The sequence below is a fragment of the Faecalibacterium sp. AF27-11BH genome, from assembly GCF_003603005.1.
Taxonomy (GTDB): Bacteria; Bacillota; Clostridia; order Oscillospirales; family Ruminococcaceae; genus Faecalibacterium; species Faecalibacterium taiwanense.
The window spans coordinates 129,732-152,574 of sequence record NZ_QVGS01000001.1 but is presented as its reverse complement, the minus strand read 5'-3'; the positions used below and the strand labels follow the sequence as shown (position 1 = coordinate 152,574).

Genomic DNA, 22,843 nt, shown 5'->3' with positions numbered 1-22,843 from the left:
AATTCGAGGAAGTATGAGTAGTTTTGCATCCCGCGCGCGGGAGGAGATCGCGCAGCGCAGTATCCAGAAGGATTGCTGTGTGCGTGCGGCAGCTTATGGCATTGCGTGCTTTGCCAAATATTTTGATGCAAAGGGTCTGGTGGTGCAGACCGAGCAGCAGGAGACGGTGCAGGCTGCCCAGCAGCTGTTCGCACGCTGCGGCGTGCAGGGCGAGATCCTGCACAAGCAGCGACCCAGCGGCGTGCTGTATGAGTTCAACATTCGCGCGCCGGAGCAGGTGGCCCGGGTGCACGAGCTGTTCGGCACCACGGGCAGCGAGACCAGCCTGCAGATCGATCCCCGCCTTATCCGCTGTCAGACCTGCGTCAGTGCGTACATTGGCGCAGCTTTTTTGTGCAGTGGAACGGTCATTGATCCGCAGAAAGAATATAATCTGGAATTTCTTACCTCCCGCACCAATCTGGCACGGGACTTTGAAGCGCTGCTGGCAGAGCATGAGTTTGCACCGCACCGCACCCGCCGCAACGGCGTGAACCTGATCTACGTCAAGACCGGGGCCAATGTGGAACGGCTGCTCAGCTTTATGGGCGCTGGAAACGCTGCAGAGGAAATGCATGCACAAAAAGCCTTCAAACAGGTGCGCAACCAGACCAACCGACAGACCAACTGTGATACGGCAAACCTTGGCAAAACGGCCCGTGCCAATGCGCAGACGCTGAAGGCCATCCGCTTTCTGGAAGAGCAGGATGCCCTTAGCACTCTGCCGGAGGTACTGCAGGAAGCCGCTGCCAAGCGGATGCAGTACCCGGATCTTTCGCTCACAGCGCTGTGCGGCTGCTTTGAGCCACCCGTGAGCAAATCCGGCCTGTCGCACCGGATGAAGAAGCTGGAGGCATTGGCCGAAAATCTGCGGCAGAATCTGGAACAGGAGGCAAAAGCATGAGCGAAGCATTAGCCAATACCCGGCCTTTTGTCCATCTGCACATCCACACAGAGTACAGCCTGCTGGATGGTGCCTGCCGCATTGACCAGCTGATGGATCGCGTAAAAGAGTGCGGACAGACCGCCATTGCCTGCACCGACCACGGCGTGATGTACGGCTGCGTGCAGTTTTATAAGGCTGCAAAAAAGGCTGGCATCAAGCCCATCATCGGCTGTGAGGTGTATGTGGCCACCCGCACCCGCTTTGACAAGGTAAATAAGATCGACGGCAACAACCACCTGATCCTGTTGTGCAAAAATGAGACCGGCTACAAAAACCTGATCAAAATGGTGTCGGCCGCCTTTGTGGAGGGCTTTTATTCCAAGCCCCGCATTGATAAGGAACTGCTGGAAAAATATCACGAAGGGCTGATCTGCCTGTCGGCCTGTTTGGCAGGCGAAGTTCCACAGGCCATTCTGGCGGGCGATTATGAGCGCGCCAAAGCAGCAGCGCTGTGGTATCGAGACCTCTTCGGCGAGGGAAACTATTATATCGAGCTTCAGGACCATGGTCTGGAAGAGGATAATACTGTGCTGCCGCAGCTCATCAAGCTTGCACGGGAGACCGGCATTCCCATGGCAGCCACCAACGACTCCCACTATCTGCGCAAGGAGGATGCCAAAATGCAGGGCATCCTGCTCTGCATCCAGACCGGCAAGACCATTCAGGATGCGGATAAAATGGAGTTCCAGACCGACGAGTTCTATGTCAAAACGACAGACGAAATGTACGAGCTGTTCTCCATGGTGCCGGAAGCCTGCGAGAATACCGCCAAAATTGCCGAACAGTGTAACTTTGATTTTGATTTTGGACACACTAAAATTCCATATTACAAAGCGCCGAACGGTATGGATAATCAGGCGTTTTTTGAAAAGCTCTGCTGGGAAGGTTTGGAGCGCCGCTACGGCCCCAATGTTCCGCAGGCCAACAAAGACCGTCTGGAATACGAGATCGGCGTGGTCAAAAAGATGGGCTACACGAACTACTATCTTATCGTGTGGGACTACGTGAACTACGCCAAGAGTCAGGGTATCCCGGTAGGCCCGGGCCGTGGCTCCGGCGCAGGCAGCATTGCGGCTTACAGCGTGGGCATCACGGATATCGACCCCATCCGTTATAACCTGATCTTTGAGCGCTTCCTGAACCCGGAGCGCGTCAGTATGCCAGATTTTGATGTGGACTTCTGCTACGAGCGCCGTCAGGAAGTGATCGATTACGTCAACCGGAAATATGGTGCCGACCATGTGGCTCAGATCGTCACCTTTGGCACCATGGCCGCCCGCAACGCCATCCGCGATGTGGGCCGCGTGATGGGCATTCCGTATCAGCAGGTAGATGTCGTGGCAAAGCAGGTGCCCATGGAGCTGAAAATGACGCTGAAGCGTGCGTTGGAGGTATCGCCGGAACTTAAGCGGATGTACGATACCGACCCGCAGGTCACAGAGCTGATCGACACGGCCTTGAAGGTGGAGGGCATGCCCCGCCATGCTTCCACCCATGCGGCGGGTGTCGTCATTACCCCGGAGCCTACGGACTACTATCTGCCGCTGGCCACCAACGACGGCCTGCCTGTGACCCAGTTCAACATGACCGAGATCGAAGAACTTGGCCTTTTGAAGATGGACTTTCTGGGCCTGCGCACGCTGACCGTCATTCATGACGCGGAAACTGCTGTGCAGAAGCACCACCCGGAGTTCTCCATCCAGAAGCTGGATTACGACGACCCGGACACCTACAGGATGCTGGGACAGGGAGACACCGAGGGTGTGTTCCAGCTGGAATCTTCCGGCATGAAGCAGGTGCTTGTGGGCCTGCAGCCGCAGAACCTAGAAGACATTATCGCTCTGATCAGCCTGTACCGTCCCGGCCCCATGGATTCGATCCCCACCTACCTGCGCAACCGCCACGAGCCGGACAAAATCAGCTATAAGACCCCACAGCTGGCCCACATTCTGGATGTGACCAATGGCTGCATCGTCTATCAGGAGCAGGTCATGCAGATCTTCCGGGAGCTGGCAGGTTTCTCTTTTGGTCAGGCAGACAATGTCCGCCGTGCCATGAGCAAAAAGAAACATGCCGTCATGGAGGCCGAGCGAGAGCACTTTGTGTACGGCTGCACCGATCCCGGCAACGAATGCCCCGGCTGTGTGGCAAACGGCATCTCTGAGAAAGTGGCCAATGAGATCTACGATGAAATGTCCAGTTTCGCTTCATATGCGTTCAATAAGAGCCATGCGGCCTGCTATGCCTATGTGGCATTCCAGACGGCCTACCTCAAGTGCCATTATCCCAGTGAGTTCATGGCGGCTTTGCTGACCAGTGTGCTGGATAACACGGATAAGGTCATTGAATATTCCGGCGAGTGTGCCCGCCTTGGCATCAAGGTGCTGCCGCCGGATGTGAATGTTTCCAACGGCGGCTTTACGGCGGATGGAAGCGGTCAGATCCGCTTTGGCCTGAATGCGGTCAAAAATGTGGGCCGCAACCTGATCGAGAATGTGGTGAAGGGGCGGCAGAATAAGCCTTACACCAGCCTGTACGATTTCTGCAAGCGGATGCATGGCAATGAACTGAACCGCCGGGCAGTGGAGTGCCTCATCAAGGCCGGCGCATTCGATCATCTGGGCAACAACCGCCACAGCCATGTGGAGGCCGTAGAGGGCATTCTGAAGAGCATTGAGACCGACTCTCGGCGCAATCTGGATGGACAGCTGGATCTGTTCTCGGTGATGAGCGGGGAAGCACAGAGCGGTGCTTCCGAGGATAACTATGAAATAAAGCAGCTGCCGGAGTACAGCCATAAGGAACTGCTCCAGCAGGAAAAGGAAGTCAGCGGTCTGTATCTGTCCGGTCATCCGCTGGATGCTTACCGGGAACAATCGGCACGCATTGCATCCCACACCATCAAGGATCTTACAGGGGAAGATGCCCATGTGAAGGATGGAGAAAAAGTGCGCATTGTGTGCGCGGTGGTAAAAAGCCGCATGATGACCACAAAGTCCAACAGCATGATGGCTTTTACCAGCGTAGAGGACCTGACCGGCACCATGGAAGTGATCGTATTCCCAAAGGTGCTGGATGCTTTCCGGGATTCACTGCACGAAAATGCAGTCGTCGTGATCGATGGCAGACTGTCGGTACGGGAGGATGAAGCTTCCAAGCTGCTGGCAGAGAGCATCGTCCCGATCGATAATTACGATCCGGCCCGACTGGATAACGGCAGGCCGGACCCGATGAAAACGGCAGCAAAGAAGCTGTATATCCGTGTGCCTTCCCGCAGCAGCAGGGAATATGCAAAGGTGGTCAATCTGCTTGGCATTTTTGATGGGGACATGCCGGTGCTCCTGTATCTGACCGATACCAAGCAGTATCTGCGTGTGCCGCGCCATCTGTACGCATCCGGCCATCCGCTGCTGTTCAAAGAGCTGGAAAGGCTGGTCGGAACGGACAACATTGCAACAAAATGACATTTCCGTGCACGAATCTTAACGCAAATCCGGCGGGATGGCTGTTTCCAAAATAAGGCGTTTGTGTTATAATGATTCAAGGCAAATGAAGTGCTTTGGACAGCGTTAAAACGGAGAACGCTGTGATACCATTGGGTAAATGAAGAAACAAATTGGAGGGAAACTCTCGTATGGAAAAGCAGATCAAAACGATTGGCGTATTGACGAGCGGTGGTGATGCTCCTGGCATGAACGCTGCCGTGCGCGCCGTAGTCCGTACCGGCCTGCATAAGGGTTACCGCATGATCGGCATTCAGCGTGGCTACAATGGCCTGCTGAACGGCGAATGCTTTGAAATGAACCTGCGCAGTGTGTCGAACATCATCTCTGCAGGCGGTACCATTCTGTATACCGCCCGCTGTCTGGAATTCAAGACCAAGGAAGGTCAGGACAAGGGTGCAGAGAAGTGCCGCGAACTGGGCATTGATGCGCTGGTGGTTATTGGCGGCGACGGTTCTTACCGCGGCGCTCGTGAGCTGGCCCACCGCGGCATTCCGATGATCGGTCTGCCCGGCACTATTGACAACGATATTTCCTGCACCGATTACACCATTGGCTACGATACCGCCATGAATACCGCGCTGGAGATGATCGACAAGCTGCGCGATACCACCCAGAGCCACGACCGCTGCAGTGTGGTCGAGGTCATGGGCCGCAACGCCGGTTATATTGCTCTGAATGTTGCAATTGCTTCCGGCGCTATGGCTGTTCTACTGCCGGAGAAGGAATTTGACATGCAGCGTGATATTCTGGATAAGATCGCTGAGACTCAGAAGACCGGCAAGCGTCACTTCATTATTATCGTTGCCGAGGGTGTCGGCCATGCACAGGAGATCGCAAACGAGATTCAGGCACGCACCGGCATCGACTCCCGCGCCACCATTCTGGGCCATGTCCAGCGCGGTGGTTCTCCCACTCTGCGTGACCGTGTGAACGCTTCTGCAATGGGCTACCATGCCGTGTGCCTGCTGGAGCAGGGCAAGTATAACCGCATCGTCGGCATGAAGGGCGAAAAGCTGGTGGATTACCCTGTGGATGAAGCTCTTGAAATGACCAAGACGCTTGACCCGGTGCTGATCGACGTGTGTAACACCATTTCTATCTGATATTTATAAAGCCAATACTATGGAGCTGTTCTCTCGAAGGATCGGGAGGGTGGCTCTTTTTTGCGTTTTAACGCAAAAAATATGAACTGACTGGAACTTTCTGCATTTTAAAAAAGAAAAATCGCGAATGAAAAGTGCATAGCTTAAAATTGAAATTTGTGGAAGGCGGTTTACGGGAAATTGTGGAGGAATACGCAGGGCGTGTTTTACTACTTTGGCAGGAAAATAACGATTATGCGTGAGGCAAAAATTGTAGCACAAAAAGCCAATTTTGTCTTGAACTTTTTGCCGTATGTGCTAGAATAAAAGAGAAAGGCATCCTTGTGTCCAACAGATATCTGGATGTGAATATTGGAAAGTAAATTCGGAGGTAATCACAATGGCTGATATGTTTGCACCGCTGGTAGCACAGCTGAAGGCAAATCCCAAGACGATCGTTTTCACCGAGGGCAATGATCCCCGCATTCTGGAGGCCGCTGCAAAGCTGCTGGCCGAGGGCGTGCTGAAGGTCGTCATGGTGGGCAACGAGGCTGAGTGCAAGGCTGCTGCTGCCGCCGGTAACTTTGATATTTCCGCTGCCGAGATCATCGACCCCGAGAACTATGCCGGTTTCGATGAGATGGTCAACACCATGGTGGAGCTGCGCAAGGGCAAGCAGACCGCTGAGGAGTGCACCGCTCTTCTGAAGAAGTCCAACTACTTCGGCACCATGCTGGTGAAGATGGGCAAGGCTGATTGCCTGCTGGGCGGCGCTACTTACTCCACTGCCGACACCATTCGTCCCGCTCTGCAGCTGGTCAAGACCAAGAAGGGCGCACATCTGGTCAGCTCCTGCTTCATTCTGGACCGTGACTGCGGTGAAGAGGGCCTGAAGCGCATTGCCATGGGCGACTGCGCTGTTAACATCGACTATACCGATACCATTGATAAGGCTACCGGCGAGGTCAAGATCGCCGCTTCTGCAAAGCTTGCTGAGGTTGCTATTGAGACCGCTAAGACCGCAAAGTTGTTCGGCATCGATCCGAAGGTTGCTGTGCTGAGCTTCTCCACCAAGGGCTCCGGCAAGGGCGGCACCGTTGCTTTGAGCCATGACGCTGTGATCAAGGCTCAGGAAATGGATCCCGAGTTGGCTGTGGACGGTGAGCTGCAGTTTGACGCTGCCGTTGCTCCCGAAGTTGCACAGGTCAAGTGCAAGGGCAGCAAGGTGGCTGGTCAGGCCAACACCTTCATCTTCCCCTGCATCGAGGCCGGCAACATCGGCTATAAGATTGCTCAGCGTCTGGGTGGTTATGCAGCTTACGGCCCCATCCTGCAGGGTCTGAACGCTCCCATCAACGACCTGTCCCGTGGCTGCAACGCCGACGAGGTCTACAAGATGAGCCTGATCACTGCCTGCCAGTCTTGAGCTGACTGATTGAAAATAGCCGCCGCATTCACCGTACAAAACGGGCAGAATGTTGAGGTCTCAAAGGCAGATTTCAAAAAATGAGTATAGAAAAGCTGAGCATCTGTGAAAAGGCAGGTGCTCAGCTTTTTGCATTTTCAGTTCCGAAAAATTCTACTCTTTTTGAGGGAAAAAGATGAGATTTTTGCTTTCCGCTTTTCGTTGGCGCTATTTTGCAACAGCCCCTTTACAGGTTTGCTCAGTTCTTTTCGATATACACGCTGGTGGAGGGGAACGCAAAATCCACACCGTCGGCCTGCATGATGTCCATAATGTTCAGGTTCAGGTCGTTCTGCATCTGCAAAAATTCCGCGTAGGCGTTGGTCAGCAGGTAGGCGGAGACCAGAATGTTGATGCTGGAATCGCCAAAGTTTGCAAGCTGTACGATGTTGGTACCCTTGTTGGTGTAAGGGCTTGCGTCCAGCATGGTCTGCAAGTCTTTCATCAGCTGTTCCAGCTTCGGGCGGGTGGTGCCATAGGTGACACCCAGATTGAACTTGTAGGGCCGCATGGTGCGCAGGGCGGCGTTCTGCACGGTGGAAGAGCAGATCTTACTGTTCGTCACCACATTGATGGTTTTATCCAGCGAGCGGATGCGGGTGGAACGGAAGTTGATGTCGATCACTTCGCCTTCCACATCGCCCACAGTGATCCAGTCGCCCACCGAGAAGGGCTTGTCCAGCAGAATCACGATGCCGGAAAACAGGTTGCTGGCGCTTTCCTGTGCGGCCAGCGAGATGGTCAGACCAACCAGACCGGCACCGGCGACAATGCTGCCGATGGGAAAGCCCACTTCTTGTGCCAACGCTGCCACGCACAGCACGATCACCAGCACCTTGTAGGCGGTGTCCAGCAAAGAGCAGAGTGTTTTGTTGGAGCGGATCTCCGGGCTGCAGGAAGCCAGCAGCAGGTCGGCCAGATCCGATGCCGCATACAGGCCTTCGCAGACCAGCAGGGTCATGACAAGGCGGAAGCAGACCAACAGCAGCTTGGCAATGCCGGGAATGGCCCAGGGCAGGGAAGCTGCCGCCAGATATACGCCAACCGCAGTGCACATGCGCTGGATGGGTACCGCAAAGCTGCGCAGCAGGATGGGAGTGCCGTTAAAGTGCCACTTGCGGGCCAGCAGTGCCGGAATGCCCTTTTTGCTCAGCCAGCGGCGTACCAGCCATGCGGCAAGCAGAATGAGCAGCGCGCACCCTGCGCGCGCAGCCAGTGCAAACCAACCCTCCAGCAGCACAGAGCCAAACTCAAACGAAAGATCACGAATAGAAAAGATCATGATAACCTCCTGAATTTTATACGACCCATCTATGATACCATACCGCACCCACCCGGGCAAGAGCTTACAGAGAAGGGAGCTTGAAAGAGTTACTTTGACATTTTTTGCACAAATTTTAAGATGCCCTCTTGACAAGCTGGGCCTGCCACGCTATACTTTGTGCCAGAAAGTTCGTTTCAGGGCGGGGTGAGATTCCCCACTGGCGGTAAAGTCCGCGACCACCCGCAAGGGTGCTGACCCGGTGCAACTCCGGGACCAACGGTATAGTCCGGATGCAAGAAACGGCAGGCAAATCGTTGTCTACGCGCCCTGTTGCAGTGTTTTTGTTGCAGCAGGGCGCTTTTCTATTTGTCCTTCCCGTTCCAAAAAACAAGATACGAAAAGAGCTTTCGGAACAATTTTTGTAAGGGGCATCTTACCCCGGGAAGGATCATTACCATGAAAAAAAGCACGACTCACAATCTTACTGTTGCCGCCATGCTCAGCGCGGTGGCCTTTATCCTGATGTTCATTGAGTTTCCCATTCCGATGCTCATTCCGTCCTTCGTCAAGATGGACTTTTCTGACCTGCCGGCTCTGCTGGGTGCCTTTGCTCTCGGCCCGGTGTACGGTGTGGTCATCAGCTTTATGAAGAACCTGCTGCACATCGTTATCAAGGGCACTTCCACTGCATGCGTGGGTGAGCTGTGCAACTTCATGCTGGGTGCGGTTTTCTCCGCTGTGGCAGGCGTTATCTATAAGCACCACAAGAGCCGCAAGACCGCCATCATTGGTGCTATTGCAGGCGCTGCAGCCATGGCTGTGTTCAGCGTACCGTCCAACTACTTCATCACCTATCCGGCCTATGTGCAGTTCTACCACATGCCGCTGGAAGCCATCCTCGGCATGTATCAGGCCATCCTGCCTTCTGCAGACAGCCTCATCAAGTGCCTTGTCATCTTCAATATGCCCTTCACGCTGGTCAAAGGCCTGCTGGATGCAGTGCTGTGCATGCTGATCTACAAGCCGCTGTCTCCCATCCTGCACGGCAGAAAGTAACTTGTTCTCCATTTTTTCTTCTTCTCAAATCGTATAACCACAGCAAAACTCCCCGGTCAGGTCCCGCAGTGCGGTTCCCGGCCGGGGAGCTGTTATTTAGAGGAAAATATATCCGCCAGCGGTCGATCAGGCTAATGCCCCTTTGTCCAGCCATCTGCCGCGTACCAGCCGCACAAGGAACAGCACACCGCGCATGGTCAGCTCAAAGCTCATGGCCATCCATACGCCCACCAGCCCAAAATGCGGAGCCAGCAGGGAAGCCAGCGTGAGCCGGATGCCCCACATGCTGACAAGGTTCAGCACAAAGCATCCCGTGCTGTCTCCGGCACCCTGCATGGCACCGCTGGCAACGATACTGGCACCGAACATCGGTTCGGCCAGTGCTTCAATGCGCAGCACCTGTGCGCCCAGCGCAATAACTGCCGCATCTGCGGTGAAAATACCCATCAGGTTTGGCGCAAAAATGTACATGCCAACACCGGTCAGCGCCATGATGCCTATGCCCATGCCGGTGCACAGCCAGGCAAAGTTTTTTGCCATATCCCGACGGTTTGCGCCCACGGCCTGCCCCACCAGTGCAAGGGATGCATCCTGAATGCCATAGCCTGCCATGTAGCACAGGCTTTCGGCGCTCACACCCAGACTGTTGGCAGCAATGGCGGTGGTGCCAAGGCCGGATACGATGCGGATGAGCAGCACCTGCGCCGAGGAAAGAACTGCACGCTCTGCGGCCAGCGGTGCGCCTACCTTCCACAGGTTCTGCAGGCAGGCTTTGGTAATGTGCCAGGAGCCGGGCTTGCGGATGCACAGCGGGCCGTCCCGTAGCAGCAGGATGGCAAGGGTCAGCACACCGCTGATAGCGGTAGCAAGGGCGGTGCCCAGTGCTGCGCCCGGTACCCCCCAGCCAAGGCCCCAGACGGTCATTGTGCGGCCAAACACCACCATCTCACGGGTGGGATTGATAAGGCAGAAGTTAAAGATCACATCCAGCACGCAGGTCAGCACGCTGATAAGGCCCGGTGTCAGGGCATCGCCGGAGGAACGCAGCATGGAAGAGTAGGTTCCCATGATCATCAAAAAGGGCAGGGAAGCCGACCAGATGGCAAAGTAGGCCGAAGCATCCGCCTGCAGGGAAGGGTCGGCACCCAGCCATCCGGGCAGAAAGCGGCTGATGCCAATGCCGAAGGCCGCAGCTGCAAGGCCCACCACAAGGTTGAAGATCATAGATTGGCGCAATACACCGCGTGCATCGTCCTGCCGGTCTGCACCCAGATACTGTGCCACCTGAATGGCAAAGGACATATATAGACCGGCCAGCATTCCATGCATGAGCCACGTGCTGGAACTGACGATGCCAATGGATGCCGTAGCAGATGCACCGATATGCCCCACCATGGCTGCGTCGATGTACTCCACCGCAGTTACCACGATCTGCTGGAGGATGGATGGGATGCTCAGTGTGAGCACCACCTGCATGGTGTGCCGCAGCGGCACCTGTTCGCCCCGGCGCATCTGCGCCGAAAGCTGCTCAAGAGAGATGGACATGAGTTCTCCTTTTATAGAAACAATAACTTTTTCGACAGACTGATATACTATTATAAGTGCGGTGCTGCAGAAAGTCAATCAAACGTGGATTTTTCTCCGGGAATGATTGATTTTTTATGGATAGCGTGATACACTTCTCTCACAAACATAAAAGAAAGAGGAACTTTGAATATGATCGAATCACTGCTTTCGGTCGTAGGACAGCGCGGTGTCGATGCTCTGGCATTCCTGCTGGCGTTTGCCCTTACGGCTTTGATGGACTCCGTTTTTCACGATAAGCTTCCGCACGACCATGGCCGCGAGTTTGCGGTGAACGGTGCGCTTTCCAAGGGTAAGGCCCGTGGTTCCGGCCTGATCTTCGTGCTGTGCATCGCACTGGTATCGCTGGCATTCCTGCCGTTCAAGGTGGAATACGTCATCTACACCATCCTGCTCATTGCATCCATGCTGTCCGGCTACTTTGACGATGCTGCTGAAACTGCATGGAACGAGTATAAAAAGGGTATCATTGATTTTGCCATTGCCATTGTTGCAGGTGTGACCTACCTCAACTTCAACGGCTGCGGTGTGAATTTCCTGCAGTGGAGTTTCACTCTGCCGTATGCTGTGTACCTGCTGCTGATCGTTATTCTGATCTGGACCAGCATCAATGTGGTCAACTGCACCGACGGCGTGGACGGCCTTTCGGCAAGTGTTGCAGTGGTGACCATCGGCACCTACCTGCTGGCCTATAAAACAGAGCTGGCCGAGTACGGCACCGCAGGCGTTGTGTTCATGGGCGCGCTGCTGGCCTATCTGTGGTCCAACGCAAAGCCGTCCAGCCTGCTGATGGGCGATGCCGGCAGCCGCGCAATGGGCTTCTTTATCGCAATGCTGTCCCTCAAATGCGGCCATCCGTTTGCCTTCCTGCTGGCAGCCATCGTGTTCATCGTGGATGGCAGTCTGGGCATCCTGAAGATCAGCCTGAAGCGCTTTTTGCACATTTCCATCCTCAAGAACACCCGCACCCCTCTGCACGACCACGCCCGCAAGAATAAGGGCTGGAGCGACGAGCAGGTGGTGGCCCGCTGGCTGATCATGCAGTGTGTGGCTTCGGCTTTGCTGCTGCTCATTGTCCGCGGCTAAAATATAGCAATCAAAAAGACGCTTGGTCTTGTCTGAATATGTTTTCCCGGCAGGGAAGCATACAGCAGTGTATCAAGCGTCTTTTATTTTATAGTTCTATCATTCGTTACAGCCCGGCCTTTTTTGCTGCAGCCTGCACGACATGGCCCACCAGCACCGAGGTGGTCACAGTGCCCACACCGCCGGGTACCGGCGTGATGGCATCCACTACCGGCTCTGCTTCGCTGAACTTTACGTCACCGCACAGCTTGCCATTTTCGTTCACATGAATGCCCACGTCTACCACGGTCTGGCCCTCACGCAGGCAGTCGGCACCCACGGCGCCCATCTTGCCCATGGCCACTACTACCACATCTGCTTCCTTGCAGATGGCGGGCAGGTTCTGCGTGCGGGAATTGCAGATGGTCACGGTGGCGTTCTCGCGGTCCAGCATCATGGCTGCGGGCTTGCCTACCACAAGGCTGCGGCCCACTACGACAGCGCGCCTGCCGGAAAGCGGAATGTTGTAATACTTCAGGATCTCAAGGCAGGCCTGCGCGGTGCAGGGAGCATAGCCGAGATCGGTATTAGTGAACACACCGGCCAGAGAATCGTCCGTGATGCCGTCAATGTCCTTTTCCGGAGCCAGCGCCGCACGCACAGTGCGGTCATTGAACTGCTTGGGAAGCGGACGGAACAGCAGGCATCCGTGGATGGTATCCTCTGCGTTCACCTCGGCGATCACCTTCAGCAGATCGTCCTGCGAAGCATCGGCTGGCAGAAGAAACTGCTTTACCTCCACGCCCACCTTGCCGCAGCGGGCGATCACGCCGCGCTCGTAGGAGAGGTCGTCCTCCCGCTCACCCACACGCACCACGGCCAGCGTGGGAGTGATGCCTTTTGCCTTGAGTTGCTCACACAGCGCCGCATTGCGTTCGTTCATAGCGGCTACAACGGGTGCACCCTTCAAAATCGTTGCCATAATACTTTTCCTCACTTATTCCGCAATTTGTTCGTCACGGATGCAAAAACAGCGTCTGCCCGCGACACAAATTCATCCAGCAGTTTGTCTGTTTTTGCGTCCAACGCAGCAGCGCGCTCACGGTCTGCCATCAGCTTTGTGTTGATGAACACATTCAGGCTTGCGGCCTGCAAGGCTGCCTTGCACAGAGCGGCTGCACAGCCTGCGTCCGAGACGGCCATCACGCTGCCTTTGGCGGCGTATTCTTCCACCAGAGCAATGCCCTCGGCGCACTTTTCCATGACCTCAAGTGGCACGGCACAGGCGGCATCCAGCGCCTTTTCCAGCACGGCGGCTTTGTGTGTAGCTTGCTCTGGTGTGTCCTTGGGCAGGCCGTAGGCCGCAGCCAGCGGCGCAAAGGCATCGGCATCGGCCTGCACCAGCGCCTCCAGCTCTTTGCGCAGGGCATCGGCCCTTGTGTTCAGGGCCTGAATGTCTGCTTCCACGGCGGCATATTTCTTTTTGCCGGTGGTCAGGTTGCCCACCATATTGCCCAGCGCTACACCGGCTGCACCCACCAGCGCCGCCGTTCCGCCGCCGCCCGGCGTGGGGGCTTTGCTGGCCAGCTCTGCGAGAAATTTCTCGCAGCTCAGCTTAGTCATTTCCATTTGTAAATACCCCTCTCTGTTACGTAGGCATCCAGCCGCTGGTCGTGCTCGTCTACGGCAGCATGTTCCACCCGCTGTGCCTCAAATGCAATGCCGATCTTCACCGCGTTTTTGCAGCGGGGAAGATACCGGTCGTAATAGCCCTTGCCCATGCCGACCCGGAAGCAGTCTGCATCAAAAGCCGTGCAGGGTACAAGGACCAGATCCAGCGCTTCCGGTAGCAGAATCTCCGACCGGCTCAGGATGGGGGTGCGGATGCCGTACTGTCCCATCTCCCAGCCGTCCGGGCCGGGCACAGCGGCTGTAAGGGAATACGCCTCGCCGCACACCGGATAGGCCAACGTTTTGCCTTGCGCCTGCGCCTTTTCCGCAAGGGCAGAAAGGTCGGCTTCGGAACCAAACGCTGCGTACAGCAGGATGGTCTGCGCATTCTGCACGGCAGCCAGCTGCCAGAGGAATGCGCACAAAGCGGTATTTGCAGCCTTACGTTCTTCCGGGCCGAGAGCCTTGCGTGCGGCACGGCCCGCTTTGCGCTGGGTCTGCTTTGCTTCACTGACCGTCACCAGAGAACACCTCGCTTCATCTGAAGGTTGACTGACTTGAAAAATATACAAAAACGGCACTGCATTTTTATACAAGTATAATAAACACTTCAGACGAAAAAAGCAAGCCTTTTGGCAAAATGGAAGTTGAAGATTCTGCAGCTTTCTGCTATGATAAAAGAAAGCAATTCGGTTCGTGCGCGGAGCAGGGTGGCTTGAAGAGATCCAGAGATCCGGGGCTTTCTCCGGAAATTGAGAGGGGTAGAATATTATGTACAATGAAATGATGGACACCATCGGTCTGGTCAATACCGTTGATCCGGAGCTGGCCGCAGCCATGGATCGCGAGCTGAACCGTCAGCGCCAGAACATTGAACTGATCGCCAGTGAGAATATCGTCTCTCCCGCCGTCATGGCCGCAATGGGCAGCATCCTGACCAACAAGTACGCCGAGGGCCTGCCCGGCAAGCGCTACTATGGCGGCTGTGTCTATGTGGACGAGGTGGAGAACATTGCCATCGAGCGTGCCTGCAAGCTGTTCGGCGCAAAATATGCCAATGTTCAGCCCCACTCCGGTGCACAGGCCAATCTGGCAGTTTATTTTGCTCTGCTGGATCTGGGCGATACTGTCATGGGCATGGACCTGTCTCAGGGCGGCCATCTGACCCACGGTTCTCCGGTGAACATGTCCGGCAAGAACTATAACTTTGTCTCTTACGGTGTCAATGCCGACGGCGTGATCGACTATGCTGAGCTGGAAAAGCAGGTTAAAAAGGTGCACCCCAAGCTGATCGTGGCCGGTGCGTCTGCATATCCCCGTGCCATCGATTTTGAGAAGATCGCTGAGATCGCCCACGGCTATGGTGCATATCTGATGGTGGATATGGCCCACATTGCCGGTCTGGTGGCAGGCGGCTATCACCAGAGCCCTGTGCCGTATGCTGATGTTGTTACCACCACCACCCACAAGACCCTGCGCGGCCCCCGCGGCGGTCTGATTCTGACCAACAATCCCATTCTTGCAAAGCGCATCAATTCTGCCGTGTTCCCCGGCACCCAGGGCGGCCCGCTGGAGCATGTGATTGCCGCAAAAGCTGTCTGCTTTGGTGAAGCACTGAAGCCGGAGTTCAAGGAATATGCCCGCAAGATCGTGGAGAATGCACAGGCTCTGGCAGCAGAGCTGCAGGCACGCGGTGTCAAGCTGGTATCCGGCGGCACCGACAACCACCTCATGCTGATCGACCTGCGTGACGAGGAGTGCACCGGCAAGGAGCTGGAAGCACGTCTGGACAGCGTGCACATCACCGCCAATAAGAACACTGTCCCCGGCGAGACCCGCAGCCCGTTCGTGACTTCTGGCGTGCGTCTGGGCACCCCGGCTGTTACCACCCGCGGCATGGGCGAGGCCGAGATGAAGGTGATCGCCGACTGCATCGCCGATTGCATCTGGCACTACGACGAGAAGAAGGACGAGATCAGTGACCGTGTGCTGAAGCTGACCCGGGATTTCCCTCTGTATCAGTAAATATCGCATTGTTTGAAAGAGGAAGCGCCTTCGGGTGCTTCCTCTTCCTTTTTTGCTGGGTTTGTGTTACCATAAACGCAAAGACAAAAGGAGAAATGACCATGAAGCGTACAGGGCTGTTACATCTATATTACGGTGATGGCAAGGGCAAGACCACCGCTGCCATGGGCCTTGCTTTGCGGGCCATGGGCAGCGGAAAGCGGGTGGTGATCCTGCAGTTCCTCAAAGGCGGCAAAAGCGGCGAGGTGCCGCTGCTGGAACAGCTGGGTGCAAAGGTGTACCGCGGCAAGGCGGGGCAGAAATTCGTGTTCCAGATGAACGAAGCGGAAAAGGAAGCCACCCGCCAGCTGCAGAATGCGAACCTCACAGCTGCCATGGCCGCCCCTGCCGACCTGCTGATTTTGGACGAAGCGGGCAGCGCATGGGAACTGGATATGGTGGATAAAGCCCTGTTGCAAAAGGCTGTGCTGGAACGCCCGGCAGAGCAGGAATGCGTGCTTACTGCCCATGCTGCGCCGCAGTGGATGCTGGATACCGCCGACTATGCCACGGAGATGAAGTGCCACCGCCACCCTTACCAGAGGGGAATTTCCGCCCGGCAGGGCATTGAATACTGACCACGGCAGCAGGATGCCGGGTGCATGAGTGAAAAGCGCAAAAACCGGGATGGGGTATTTTTCATCTTGCATTTAGCCCACTGGTGTGATATGATGAAGACAAGAAATCATGCGTGCATTTTCTGAGCAGACCCACCACAGAACAGGGAACCGCTCCGCACCGCTGCCGGGCAGTTCCCGACGGCGTTTTGTTTGAAACTACGGTTAGCGCTTCCTAACAGATTCTGCGTCAACGGGCCGATGCGCGCAGAAGATCTGGAGGGGAATAAAATGATTGAAACGATCGTAAAAGTAGATGGTATGATGTGCGGCATGTGCGAGAGCCATGTCAACGAAGCCGTGCGCAAGGCCTTCCCGGAGGTAAAAAGGGTGTCGTCCTCGCAGGCAAAAGCCCAGACGGTGATCCACTCGGAACAGCCGCTGGACGAGCAGAAGCTGCGGGATGCCATCAATGCAACCGGCTATGAGGTCAAGGGCGTAAGCAGTGCACCTTACGAGAAAAAAGGCTTTTTCTCGTTTTTGAAAAAGTAAGCAAACCTTAACACACATAAGGGAGGCGTATCTGGATGAGGATTCTGGTTTACGGTGCGGGCGTTTTGGGCTGCGAGCTGGCCCATGTGCTGATGCAGAACAAAAAGAACGTTGTCACGCTGCTTGCACGCGGAGAGTGGAAGGAAATGATCGACCAGAAGGGTTTGGTCATCCGCCACTGGGTGCAGCGCAAGACCACAACGGAACGGATCAAAACCGTGGACACTCTTGCCCCGGATGATTATTATGATCTCGTCTTTGTGGTCGTGCAGGCGGGCCAGCTGCCGGATGTGCTTCCTGTGCTCAAGGCCAACAAGAGCCAGTATTTTGTGTTTGTGGGCAACAACCCGCAGGCAAAGCAGGTGCTGGAATTCATGCAGCGCCCGGCGGATAAGATCGCATTCGGCTTTCAGGGCACGGCAGGCCGCCGTGAACACGACCATGTGGTCAGTGTGTACGCCAGTGCTGGCATGACGGTGGGCGGTGCCACAACTCCGCTTTCGGGCACCTTCCGAACCCGGCTCAAGACCGCCTTTGACGGTGCAAAATACAAGCTGACCTTCTATGGCGATATGGATGAATGGCTCAAGTGCCACATTGCATTCGTTCTGCCGGCGTGCTATGTGTGCTATGCCTGCAACGGCGATCTGCACCGGGCCACCAAGCAGCAGCGCGGCGCCATTCTGGATGCCGCCTATGAAGCCTGCCTGATGCTCAAGGATGCGGGCATCCCGGTGAACGATGCCAACAACACCGATAATTTCCAGCCCGGCACATCGGCCCGCCGTAAGATGGAAGCGATGGTGTTTACCATGACAAAAACATCGCTGGGCAGATTGTGCGTTTCGGATCACGCCATGCACGCAGTGTCCGAAATGAAGTATCTGGACGAAGCGTTCGATGCTCTGCGCAGGCAGACCGGCACGGCAATGCCCATGTGGGAAAAGCTGCGCAATGAAATGCCCTCGTGGGATAGCCTGCAGCAGAACCGGAAAGCAGCAAAATAAAACAAAAAAGAAGCAAAGGCACTGCCGCTCCTGTTTTGGGTGCGGCAATGCCTTTTTGTTTGGGTCTCATTTATTCCAGAAGTCCTGCAGGGCAGCGGCCAGTTCTTCGCAGCTGCGCAGATAGCGGATATGCCGCCAGTGAGGAGGGAACAGCCGGATGTATTCCTGCTGGGCAAACCGGTCGTCCAGCAAAAGCACTGCACCTCTGTCTTCCGGCGTGCGGATCACGCGCCCTGCGGCCTGCAGTACCTTGTTCATGCCGGGATAGCGGTAGGCATAATCAAATCCAAAGCCGTTCTGTGCGTCATAATAACGGCGCAGCATTTCCTGCTGCGGATTTACCTGCGGCAGGCCCACACCCACAATGGCGCACCCGATCAGGCGGCTGCCTGCAAGATCAACTCCCTCACCAAAGATGCCGCCCATCACGCCAAAACCCAGAAGTGTTTCGGCCGGGTCCGGCACAAACTGAGCCAGAAATTCAGCCCGAGCGGCATCATCCAGACGGCTTTCCTGCACAAGGGTGCGAATGCCCGGGTATCGTGCTGCAAAATCTTCGTGTACCTGCCGCAGATATGCGTAGCTTGGGAAAAAGGCAAAGTAGTTTCCCATTCTGGCCTGCACCAGCCGGGCCAGTGCATCCGAAACTGCCTGCACGCTGGCTTCGCGGTCGCGGTAGCGGGTAGAAATATTCGGCAGGCAATACAGCCCCAGATTTTCAGCCGGGAAGGGACTGTCCAGTGCGACGGCACGTGCATCGCTGCAGCCCAGAACACTGCGGTAGAACGAGGGCGGAGCCAGTGTTGCACTGAACAGCGCTGCGCTGCGCCCTGCGGCAAGGCTGGCATCCACAAAAGGTGCCGGGTCCAGACACAGCAGCTGCAATTCAAGCTCTCTGCCGCGCGCAGTAAGCTGAGTGACAAAGTGGCTGTCGTATCGTTCGGCGGCACGGGTGATGTCCTGTACAGCAAAATAAAGCTCCAGCAACTGTGCATGTACTTCGGCATCCGGGTTCGCTTCCAGCCAGTCCTGCAAAGGTGCCTGTACGGCCCGCAGCGGACTGAGCAGGGCAGAGGGCGGCTCCTGCAAAAATACAGTACTGTCCTGTGCATACAGCGGTTCGGGCAGTTCCAGTGCGGGGGCAGTGTTTTCAGGCAAAAGACTGGTCTGTGCCGGGTCTGCGGCATCGGTCTGGCTGCTGTGCCGGGGTGCAAGCTGTATGCAGGCTTTCCGGGCTTCCAGCAGGGCTTTGTCTGCTTTGGTCAGAGCGGTCTTTAAAGCACTTTTGCCCTTGCCCAATGCGCGTTTTGCCTCGGTCAGGCTGCTTTTACAAAAGCGTGCAGAATACATTGCTCTGGCTCTGTCGGGCAGGTTATGTGCTTCATCGACCAAAAACAACCAGTCGCCGGAAGAATCAAAGAACCGCTTCAGGTGCACCACCGGATCGAACAGGTAATTGTAATCCCCAATGACCACATCGCACCACTCGCTCAGGTCTAGCCCCAGTTCAAAGGGACACACCGAAAAACGCTTTGCCGCCCCGGCCAGCGCTGCGCGGTCAAAGCTGCCGGTACCGTCCAGCAGAGCTGTCAGTGCATCCTTGATGCGGTCGTAGTAGCCGTTGGCGTAGGGACAAAGCTCCGGCAGGCAGGCGGGATGTCCCTCTGCGTCCGGATGCAGGCAGACCTTTTCCTTGGCGGTCAGCGTCACACTGCGCAGAGCAAGCTCTGGCTGGGCCGTATGCAGCCGGGTCAAGGCATCCTCGGCGGCAGTCTGGGTCGTGTTGCGGGCCGTGAGATAGAACAGCTTTTCTCCGTTGCCTTCGCCCATGGCTTTCAGCGCGGGGAAAAGCGCGCTCATGGTCTTGCCAATGCCGGTAGGAGCCTGACAGAACAGCCGCGTACCGCCCTTGCAGTCGGCGGTCTTGCCAGCGCGGCAGGCGCGGTAGATCTCGCCTGCCATAGCCCGCTGTCCGGGCCGGTACTGCGCAAACGGGAACTGCAGTGCCGCAAGGCTCTGAGTACGCTTTACATCCCACTCTATCCGGCGCTGCGCCCACGGAGCATACTGACACAATAATTTGTCAAGAAATTCATCCAGCTCCTGCTGCGTAAAGCGGCGGATAAAGCGGATGATCTGATCGGTGTCTATCTGATAATAAGTCAGCCGGACGTTCAGTTCCGGCAGGCTTTGCTGTGCGGCATAAATGGCACCGTACACCATGCCCTGTGCCCAGTGGCAGGGGTTCATATCCTCAGTGATCTCTTCCGGCGGCACAGCGGTGGTCTTGATCTCATCAATGACTACCGTGCCAGTCTCATCGGTAAAAATGCCGTCAGCCCGGCCCTCAAGGGTAAAAGTGATGCCCTCTGCCTGCCGCTCTGCGGAGAGAAATACCTCAGCCTGATAGCCGTCTCCGGCAGCTTTTTGCAATTTGCGGTGGATGTGGGCACCTTCCAGTGCACGGTCAAACCCCGTAAACCGGCTGTCAATGCTGCCGGTCCGCAGCAGAAATTCCACCAGCTGCCGGATGGGCAGATGAACCGTTGCCAAAGCATTTCACCTCCGCTTTTGGGATACACTGACGAACCGGTAATTTCTCTTCAGACACGATTCGGGCCATTCCATCGCCCGCCCGATTGCCTCACGGCAACAGGGTCCCATCCAAGCGGACGGTCTTCAGAGAAACTCACGGTTCGTCGACGTAAACTGATTATTTCAGGCCGAACATCTCCATGCATTCTGTTGCCGCTTCATCCACTTTGCCAAAATCCACCGCTGCACGGTAATAGGTCTCCAACTCATCGTGGCAGCTCTTGGCCTGTGCCATCAGGGCGCTGGCCTGTTCCAGCAGTTCGGCGGCAGCACGCTCGTTAAAGCGCAGCCGTGCCCGGTACGCTGCCAGATTTTCCCTGTCAAGGAAGCGGGTGCACCGCACAGCCTGCACACTGGGCAGATGCACCGGATGCCAGCGATTATCCGTCAGGAAGGCAAGCTTCAGCTCCGGGATCAGGATATGGTCGATCTTATCCTCCGGGTGCATGGCGCATGGACAGGTAATAATGTGGTAGCCCCGCGTCAGGGCTTCGGCACGAATCAGCTCCAGCAGCAGGCGGGACACCGCGCCGTAATCATCCCGGAACACGATAAACTTATCCGCCAATGCCTGTGCAGTGCCCTGATAAAACATTTCACCCTTGGGGGTGACGGCGGAAAGCAGGCGCAGCTCTTCGCTGCCAATGCCTTCCGTGCGCGGCACCACCCGGGTGCACAGCCGTTTGACATAACGGCGCACCTTGTCGAAATTGGCGCTGCAGGCTTCGGCGCGGCGGCTGTCCAGCAAAAGGCTGCCTGCCGATGCAATATATCGTGCAGCGCGGCTGCGCAGCAGGGCGTTGCGGGCAAACAGCGCCTTGACCTCATCGGTGCACTGATGCAGCTTTTCTGCATCGATGGTGTGGTACAAACTCACCACCACTTCGTCCGCACCGGGAGCATCCGGTTCCACCACATGGGGCGCAGTGGCATCCACGATAGCCCTGTGCTGCCCGGGCAGGACCACGCCGTCCAGACTGTCCGGGTCGCTGGCACAGTGGATGCGCTGCGTCAGTTCGCCGCGCTGTTCGGCAGCACGGGCAAGCCGCTTCATCAGGGTGGATTTGCCGCAGCCCGGCCCGCTTTTGATCAGGTACATCTGCATACCGGGTTCGTGGCGCAGCGGTTCAAAATAGCCCTTGAAACCGGCAGGCGTTGTGGCACCCAGAAAGAAATCAATGGAATCATGTCGTGCAGTTTCCATAATCGAACACCTCTCTTTTTGTTTTAGAGTATGCAAAAGGAAGGTGTTTGGTTCTTGCAACGGGAATGATTCAGTCTTTATGATAGGTATGTTTGCACACCGTTTCAATGTTGTCCCGCAGGGCAGTAAAATCAGCAAAGGCTGCAGGCTTGTTCTGCGGGCTGCGCAGCAGAGCGGCAGGGTGGAAGGTACCCATGAACAGGATGCCGCCCTTTTCGTACAGCTGGCCATGCTCCTTGGTCACGGAGAAATCCTTTCGGATCATCCGCTGGGCGGCAATGCGGCCAAGGCAGACCACGATCTTTGGCTTCAGCAGGCGGAACTGCTCCCGCAGCCAGGGCATACAGGCTTCGCTCTCAGCAGGCTGGGGGTCACGGTTCTGCGGCGGGCGGCACTTGACGATGTTTGCAATATAGCAGTTCTTCGTGCGGTCAAGGTCGATGGCAAACAGATATTTGTCCAGCAGCTGGCCGCTGCGTCCCACAAAGGGCAGACCCTGCTCATCCTCATTCTGGCCGGGGCCTTCGCCCACAAACAGAACTTCGGCATCTTCCACACCCTGACCGAACACCACATTGGTGCGGGTCTTGCACAGCTCGCAGCGGGTGCAGGCAAGACAGCTTGATCTTAATGTTTCCCAATCCATGGCAGCTTGATCTCCTCTTGAAACGGTATGATACTTAATTCACAAATCGGAACAGTTTTTCTCCTAAAATAATAGTACAAAATCTGGGATGATACGATGCATTGCATGAAATGACGAATCCACTCAATGCCTCTTTTAGTATACGACTTTTCGGCAACATCATCAATACAGTGACCGACAATCTTTTTAATGACATGCTCATCCACACCGGCTTTCTTTGCCGTGGTGACGAACGGAACACGACCATCATGAGGACGATGCCGGGGGGCAAAGGCCTGAAGCATTCACGACGAATGCGTTGCCCTTTCTGTGTGTGTTTTGGCTGGTGACTTAACGATACCACAGGACGATTCACTCGTCATGGATGTGGAGAAATCACACGATAAAACGTCACTTTATCAAAAGAATAAACAAAGAGTATCTCCACGCGTTGATTTTAAATCAATCCGCAGTGATAATTGAAAACGATTACATATGCAGATTTCAAAGCACTTATACAAATTGTATCCGCATTCTCTTTGCAGAGCGCGGCTGGATGTG

At 55.8% G+C, this 22,843-nt stretch carries 19 protein-coding genes and 1 riboswitch; of the genes, 10 read left to right on the top strand and 9 right to left on the bottom strand.

Translation table 11 applies throughout. From position 1 onward, the window contains the following. Window positions 1-13 precede the first annotated feature (13 nt). The 4 genes from whiA (at window position 14) to pta (ending at window position 6,999) form a co-directional block, all read left to right on the top strand. Window positions 14-943, top strand: coding sequence for a DNA-binding protein WhiA (whiA, locus tag DWY76_RS00750; protein WP_005941975.1), 930 nt, complete (start codon window positions 14-16; stop codon window positions 941-943). Then, a complete protein-coding gene (locus DWY76_RS00745) occupies window positions 940-4,449 on the top strand; it encodes a DNA polymerase III subunit alpha (RefSeq protein WP_120079310.1) in 3,510 nt (1,169 codons plus the stop codon). Before whiA ends, DWY76_RS00745 begins: the two co-directional genes overlap by 4 nt. Window positions 4,450-4,619: 170 nt before the next feature. Then, complete coding sequence (gene pfkA, locus DWY76_RS00740) at window positions 4,620-5,594, top strand: 6-phosphofructokinase (RefSeq protein WP_005941980.1); 975 nt, start codon at window positions 4,620-4,622, stop codon at window positions 5,592-5,594. A 379-nt stretch (window positions 5,595-5,973) separates the two neighbouring features. Further along, window positions 5,974-6,999: a phosphate acetyltransferase gene (gene pta / locus DWY76_RS00735; RefSeq protein ID WP_005941982.1), complete on the top strand. Its 1,026-nt coding sequence runs from the start codon at window positions 5,974-5,976 to the stop codon at window positions 6,997-6,999. Window positions 7,000-7,237: 238 nt separating this feature from the next. On the opposite strand, the gene DWY76_RS00730 is transcribed toward pta, so the two are convergent. Then, window positions 7,238-8,320: a mechanosensitive ion channel family protein gene (locus DWY76_RS00730; protein WP_154255704.1), complete on the bottom strand. Its 1,083-nt coding sequence runs from the start codon at window positions 8,318-8,320 to the stop codon at window positions 7,238-7,240. 168 nt (window positions 8,321-8,488) lie between these two features. Continuing rightward, window positions 8,489-8,608, top strand: a riboswitch (FMN riboswitch). A 150-nt stretch (window positions 8,609-8,758) separates the two neighbouring features. On the opposite strand from DWY76_RS00730, the gene DWY76_RS00725 reads away from it, so the two are divergent. Then, window positions 8,759-9,358 carry an ECF transporter S component gene (locus DWY76_RS00725; protein ID WP_005941988.1) on the top strand — a complete coding sequence of 200 codons (600 nt, stop codon included), beginning with the start codon at window positions 8,759-8,761 and terminating at the stop codon, window positions 9,356-9,358. Window positions 9,359-9,484: 126 nt separating this feature from the next. Here DWY76_RS00725 and DWY76_RS00720 read toward each other — a convergent pair whose 3' ends face one another. Next, window positions 9,485-10,903 (bottom strand): MATE family efflux transporter, encoded by a 1,419-nt coding sequence (locus DWY76_RS00720; protein WP_097775476.1) that lies wholly within the window; start codon window positions 10,901-10,903, stop codon window positions 9,485-9,487. A gap of 171 nt (window positions 10,904-11,074) precedes the next feature. On the opposite strand from DWY76_RS00720, the gene DWY76_RS00715 reads away from it, so the two are divergent. Further along, window positions 11,075-12,028 carry a phospho-N-acetylmuramoyl-pentapeptide-transferase gene (locus tag DWY76_RS00715; RefSeq protein WP_005941994.1) on the top strand — a complete coding sequence of 318 codons (954 nt, stop codon included), beginning with the start codon at window positions 11,075-11,077 and terminating at the stop codon, window positions 12,026-12,028. A gap of 106 nt (window positions 12,029-12,134) precedes the next feature. Here the strand turns inward: DWY76_RS00715 and DWY76_RS00710 are convergent, their stop codons facing one another. From DWY76_RS00710 to DWY76_RS00700, 3 genes are read right to left on the bottom strand one after another with little or no spacing between them, the layout of a single operon-like run. Continuing rightward, window positions 12,135-12,989, bottom strand: coding sequence for a tetrahydrofolate dehydrogenase/cyclohydrolase catalytic domain-containing protein (locus DWY76_RS00710; RefSeq protein WP_120079308.1), 855 nt, complete (start codon window positions 12,987-12,989; stop codon window positions 12,135-12,137). Between the two features lie 11 nt (window positions 12,990-13,000). Further along, entirely contained in the window at window positions 13,001-13,636 is a 636-nt protein-coding gene (locus tag DWY76_RS00705) for a cyclodeaminase/cyclohydrolase family protein (RefSeq protein WP_120079306.1), read from the bottom strand. Further along, window positions 13,627-14,199: a 5-formyltetrahydrofolate cyclo-ligase gene (locus DWY76_RS00700; RefSeq protein ID WP_120079304.1), complete on the bottom strand. Its 573-nt coding sequence runs from the start codon at window positions 14,197-14,199 to the stop codon at window positions 13,627-13,629. The genes DWY76_RS00705 and DWY76_RS00700 overlap by 10 nt, the downstream gene beginning before the upstream one ends. A gap of 250 nt (window positions 14,200-14,449) precedes the next feature. Between DWY76_RS00700 and glyA the strand changes: the two genes are divergently transcribed. The 4 genes from glyA to DWY76_RS00680 all read left to right on the top strand — a co-directional run bounded on the left by glyA (window position 14,450) and on the right by DWY76_RS00680 (window position 17,858). Further along, window positions 14,450-15,703 carry a serine hydroxymethyltransferase gene (glyA, locus tag DWY76_RS00695; protein ID WP_120079302.1) on the top strand — a complete coding sequence of 418 codons (1,254 nt, stop codon included), beginning with the start codon at window positions 14,450-14,452 and terminating at the stop codon, window positions 15,701-15,703. A 101-nt stretch (window positions 15,704-15,804) separates the two neighbouring features. After that, on the top strand, window positions 15,805-16,320 hold the full coding sequence (locus DWY76_RS00690) for a cob(I)yrinic acid a,c-diamide adenosyltransferase (RefSeq protein ID WP_120079300.1): 516 nt from the start codon (window positions 15,805-15,807) through the stop codon (window positions 16,318-16,320). A gap of 270 nt (window positions 16,321-16,590) precedes the next feature. Further along, window positions 16,591-16,851 carry a cation transporter gene (locus DWY76_RS00685; RefSeq protein WP_044953687.1) on the top strand — a complete coding sequence of 87 codons (261 nt, stop codon included), beginning with the start codon at window positions 16,591-16,593 and terminating at the stop codon, window positions 16,849-16,851. A gap of 35 nt (window positions 16,852-16,886) precedes the next feature. Then, the gene (locus tag DWY76_RS00680) at window positions 16,887-17,858 is read left to right on the top strand and encodes a 2-dehydropantoate 2-reductase N-terminal domain-containing protein (RefSeq protein WP_120079298.1); all 972 of its coding nucleotides are present in this window, start codon (window positions 16,887-16,889) and stop codon (window positions 17,856-17,858) included. 66 nt (window positions 17,859-17,924) lie between these two features. On the opposite strand, the gene DWY76_RS00675 is transcribed toward DWY76_RS00680, so the two are convergent. From DWY76_RS00675 to DWY76_RS13890, 4 genes are all read right to left on the bottom strand, one after another. Beyond that, window positions 17,925-20,411: an ATP-dependent DNA helicase gene (locus tag DWY76_RS00675; protein ID WP_120079296.1), complete on the bottom strand. Its 2,487-nt coding sequence runs from the start codon at window positions 20,409-20,411 to the stop codon at window positions 17,925-17,927. 160 nt (window positions 20,412-20,571) lie between these two features. Beyond that, the gene (locus DWY76_RS00670; protein WP_120079294.1) at window positions 20,572-21,657 is read right to left on the bottom strand and encodes a hypothetical protein; all 1,086 of its coding nucleotides are present in this window, start codon (window positions 21,655-21,657) and stop codon (window positions 20,572-20,574) included. 70 nt (window positions 21,658-21,727) lie between these two features. After that, the gene (locus DWY76_RS00665) at window positions 21,728-22,303 is read right to left on the bottom strand and encodes a uracil-DNA glycosylase (protein WP_005942018.1); all 576 of its coding nucleotides are present in this window, start codon (window positions 22,301-22,303) and stop codon (window positions 21,728-21,730) included. Further along, entirely contained in the window at window positions 22,285-22,587 is a 303-nt protein-coding gene (locus DWY76_RS13890) for a hypothetical protein (protein ID WP_165852540.1), read from the bottom strand. Before DWY76_RS13890 ends, DWY76_RS00665 begins: the two co-directional genes overlap by 19 nt. Between the last annotated feature and the right edge of the window lie 256 nt (window positions 22,588-22,843).

Coding starts and splice junctions, on each gene's coding strand:
- whiA (WP_005941975.1), top strand. CDS start 14: ATGAGTAGTTTTGCATCCCGCGCGCGGGAGGAGATCGCGCAGCGCAGT.
- DWY76_RS00745 (WP_120079310.1), top strand. CDS start 940: ATGAGCGAAGCATTAGCCAATACCCGGCCTTTTGTCCATCTGCACATC.
- pfkA (WP_005941980.1), top strand. CDS start 4,620: ATGGAAAAGCAGATCAAAACGATTGGCGTATTGACGAGCGGTGGTGAT.
- pta (WP_005941982.1), top strand. CDS start 5,974: ATGGCTGATATGTTTGCACCGCTGGTAGCACAGCTGAAGGCAAATCCC.
- DWY76_RS00730 (WP_154255704.1), bottom strand. CDS start 8,320: ATGATCTTTTCTATTCGTGATCTTTCGTTTGAGTTTGGCTCTGTGCTG.
- DWY76_RS00725 (WP_005941988.1), top strand. CDS start 8,759: ATGAAAAAAAGCACGACTCACAATCTTACTGTTGCCGCCATGCTCAGC.
- DWY76_RS00720 (WP_097775476.1), bottom strand. CDS start 10,903: ATGTCCATCTCTCTTGAGCAGCTTTCGGCGCAGATGCGCCGGGGCGAA.
- DWY76_RS00715 (WP_005941994.1), top strand. CDS start 11,075: ATGATCGAATCACTGCTTTCGGTCGTAGGACAGCGCGGTGTCGATGCT.
- DWY76_RS00710 (WP_120079308.1), bottom strand. CDS start 12,989: ATGGCAACGATTTTGAAGGGTGCACCCGTTGTAGCCGCTATGAACGAA.
- DWY76_RS00705 (WP_120079306.1), bottom strand. CDS start 13,636: ATGGAAATGACTAAGCTGAGCTGCGAGAAATTTCTCGCAGAGCTGGCC.
- glyA (WP_120079302.1), top strand. CDS start 14,450: ATGTACAATGAAATGATGGACACCATCGGTCTGGTCAATACCGTTGAT.
- DWY76_RS00690 (WP_120079300.1), top strand. CDS start 15,805: ATGAAGCGTACAGGGCTGTTACATCTATATTACGGTGATGGCAAGGGC.
- DWY76_RS00685 (WP_044953687.1), top strand. CDS start 16,591: ATGATTGAAACGATCGTAAAAGTAGATGGTATGATGTGCGGCATGTGC.
- DWY76_RS00680 (WP_120079298.1), top strand. CDS start 16,887: ATGAGGATTCTGGTTTACGGTGCGGGCGTTTTGGGCTGCGAGCTGGCC.
- DWY76_RS00670 (WP_120079294.1), bottom strand. CDS start 21,657: ATGGAAACTGCACGACATGATTCCATTGATTTCTTTCTGGGTGCCACA.
- DWY76_RS00665 (WP_005942018.1), bottom strand. CDS start 22,303: ATGGATTGGGAAACATTAAGATCAAGCTGTCTTGCCTGCACCCGCTGC.
- DWY76_RS13890 (WP_165852540.1), bottom strand. CDS start 22,587: ATGCTTCAGGCCTTTGCCCCCCGGCATCGTCCTCATGATGGTCGTGTT.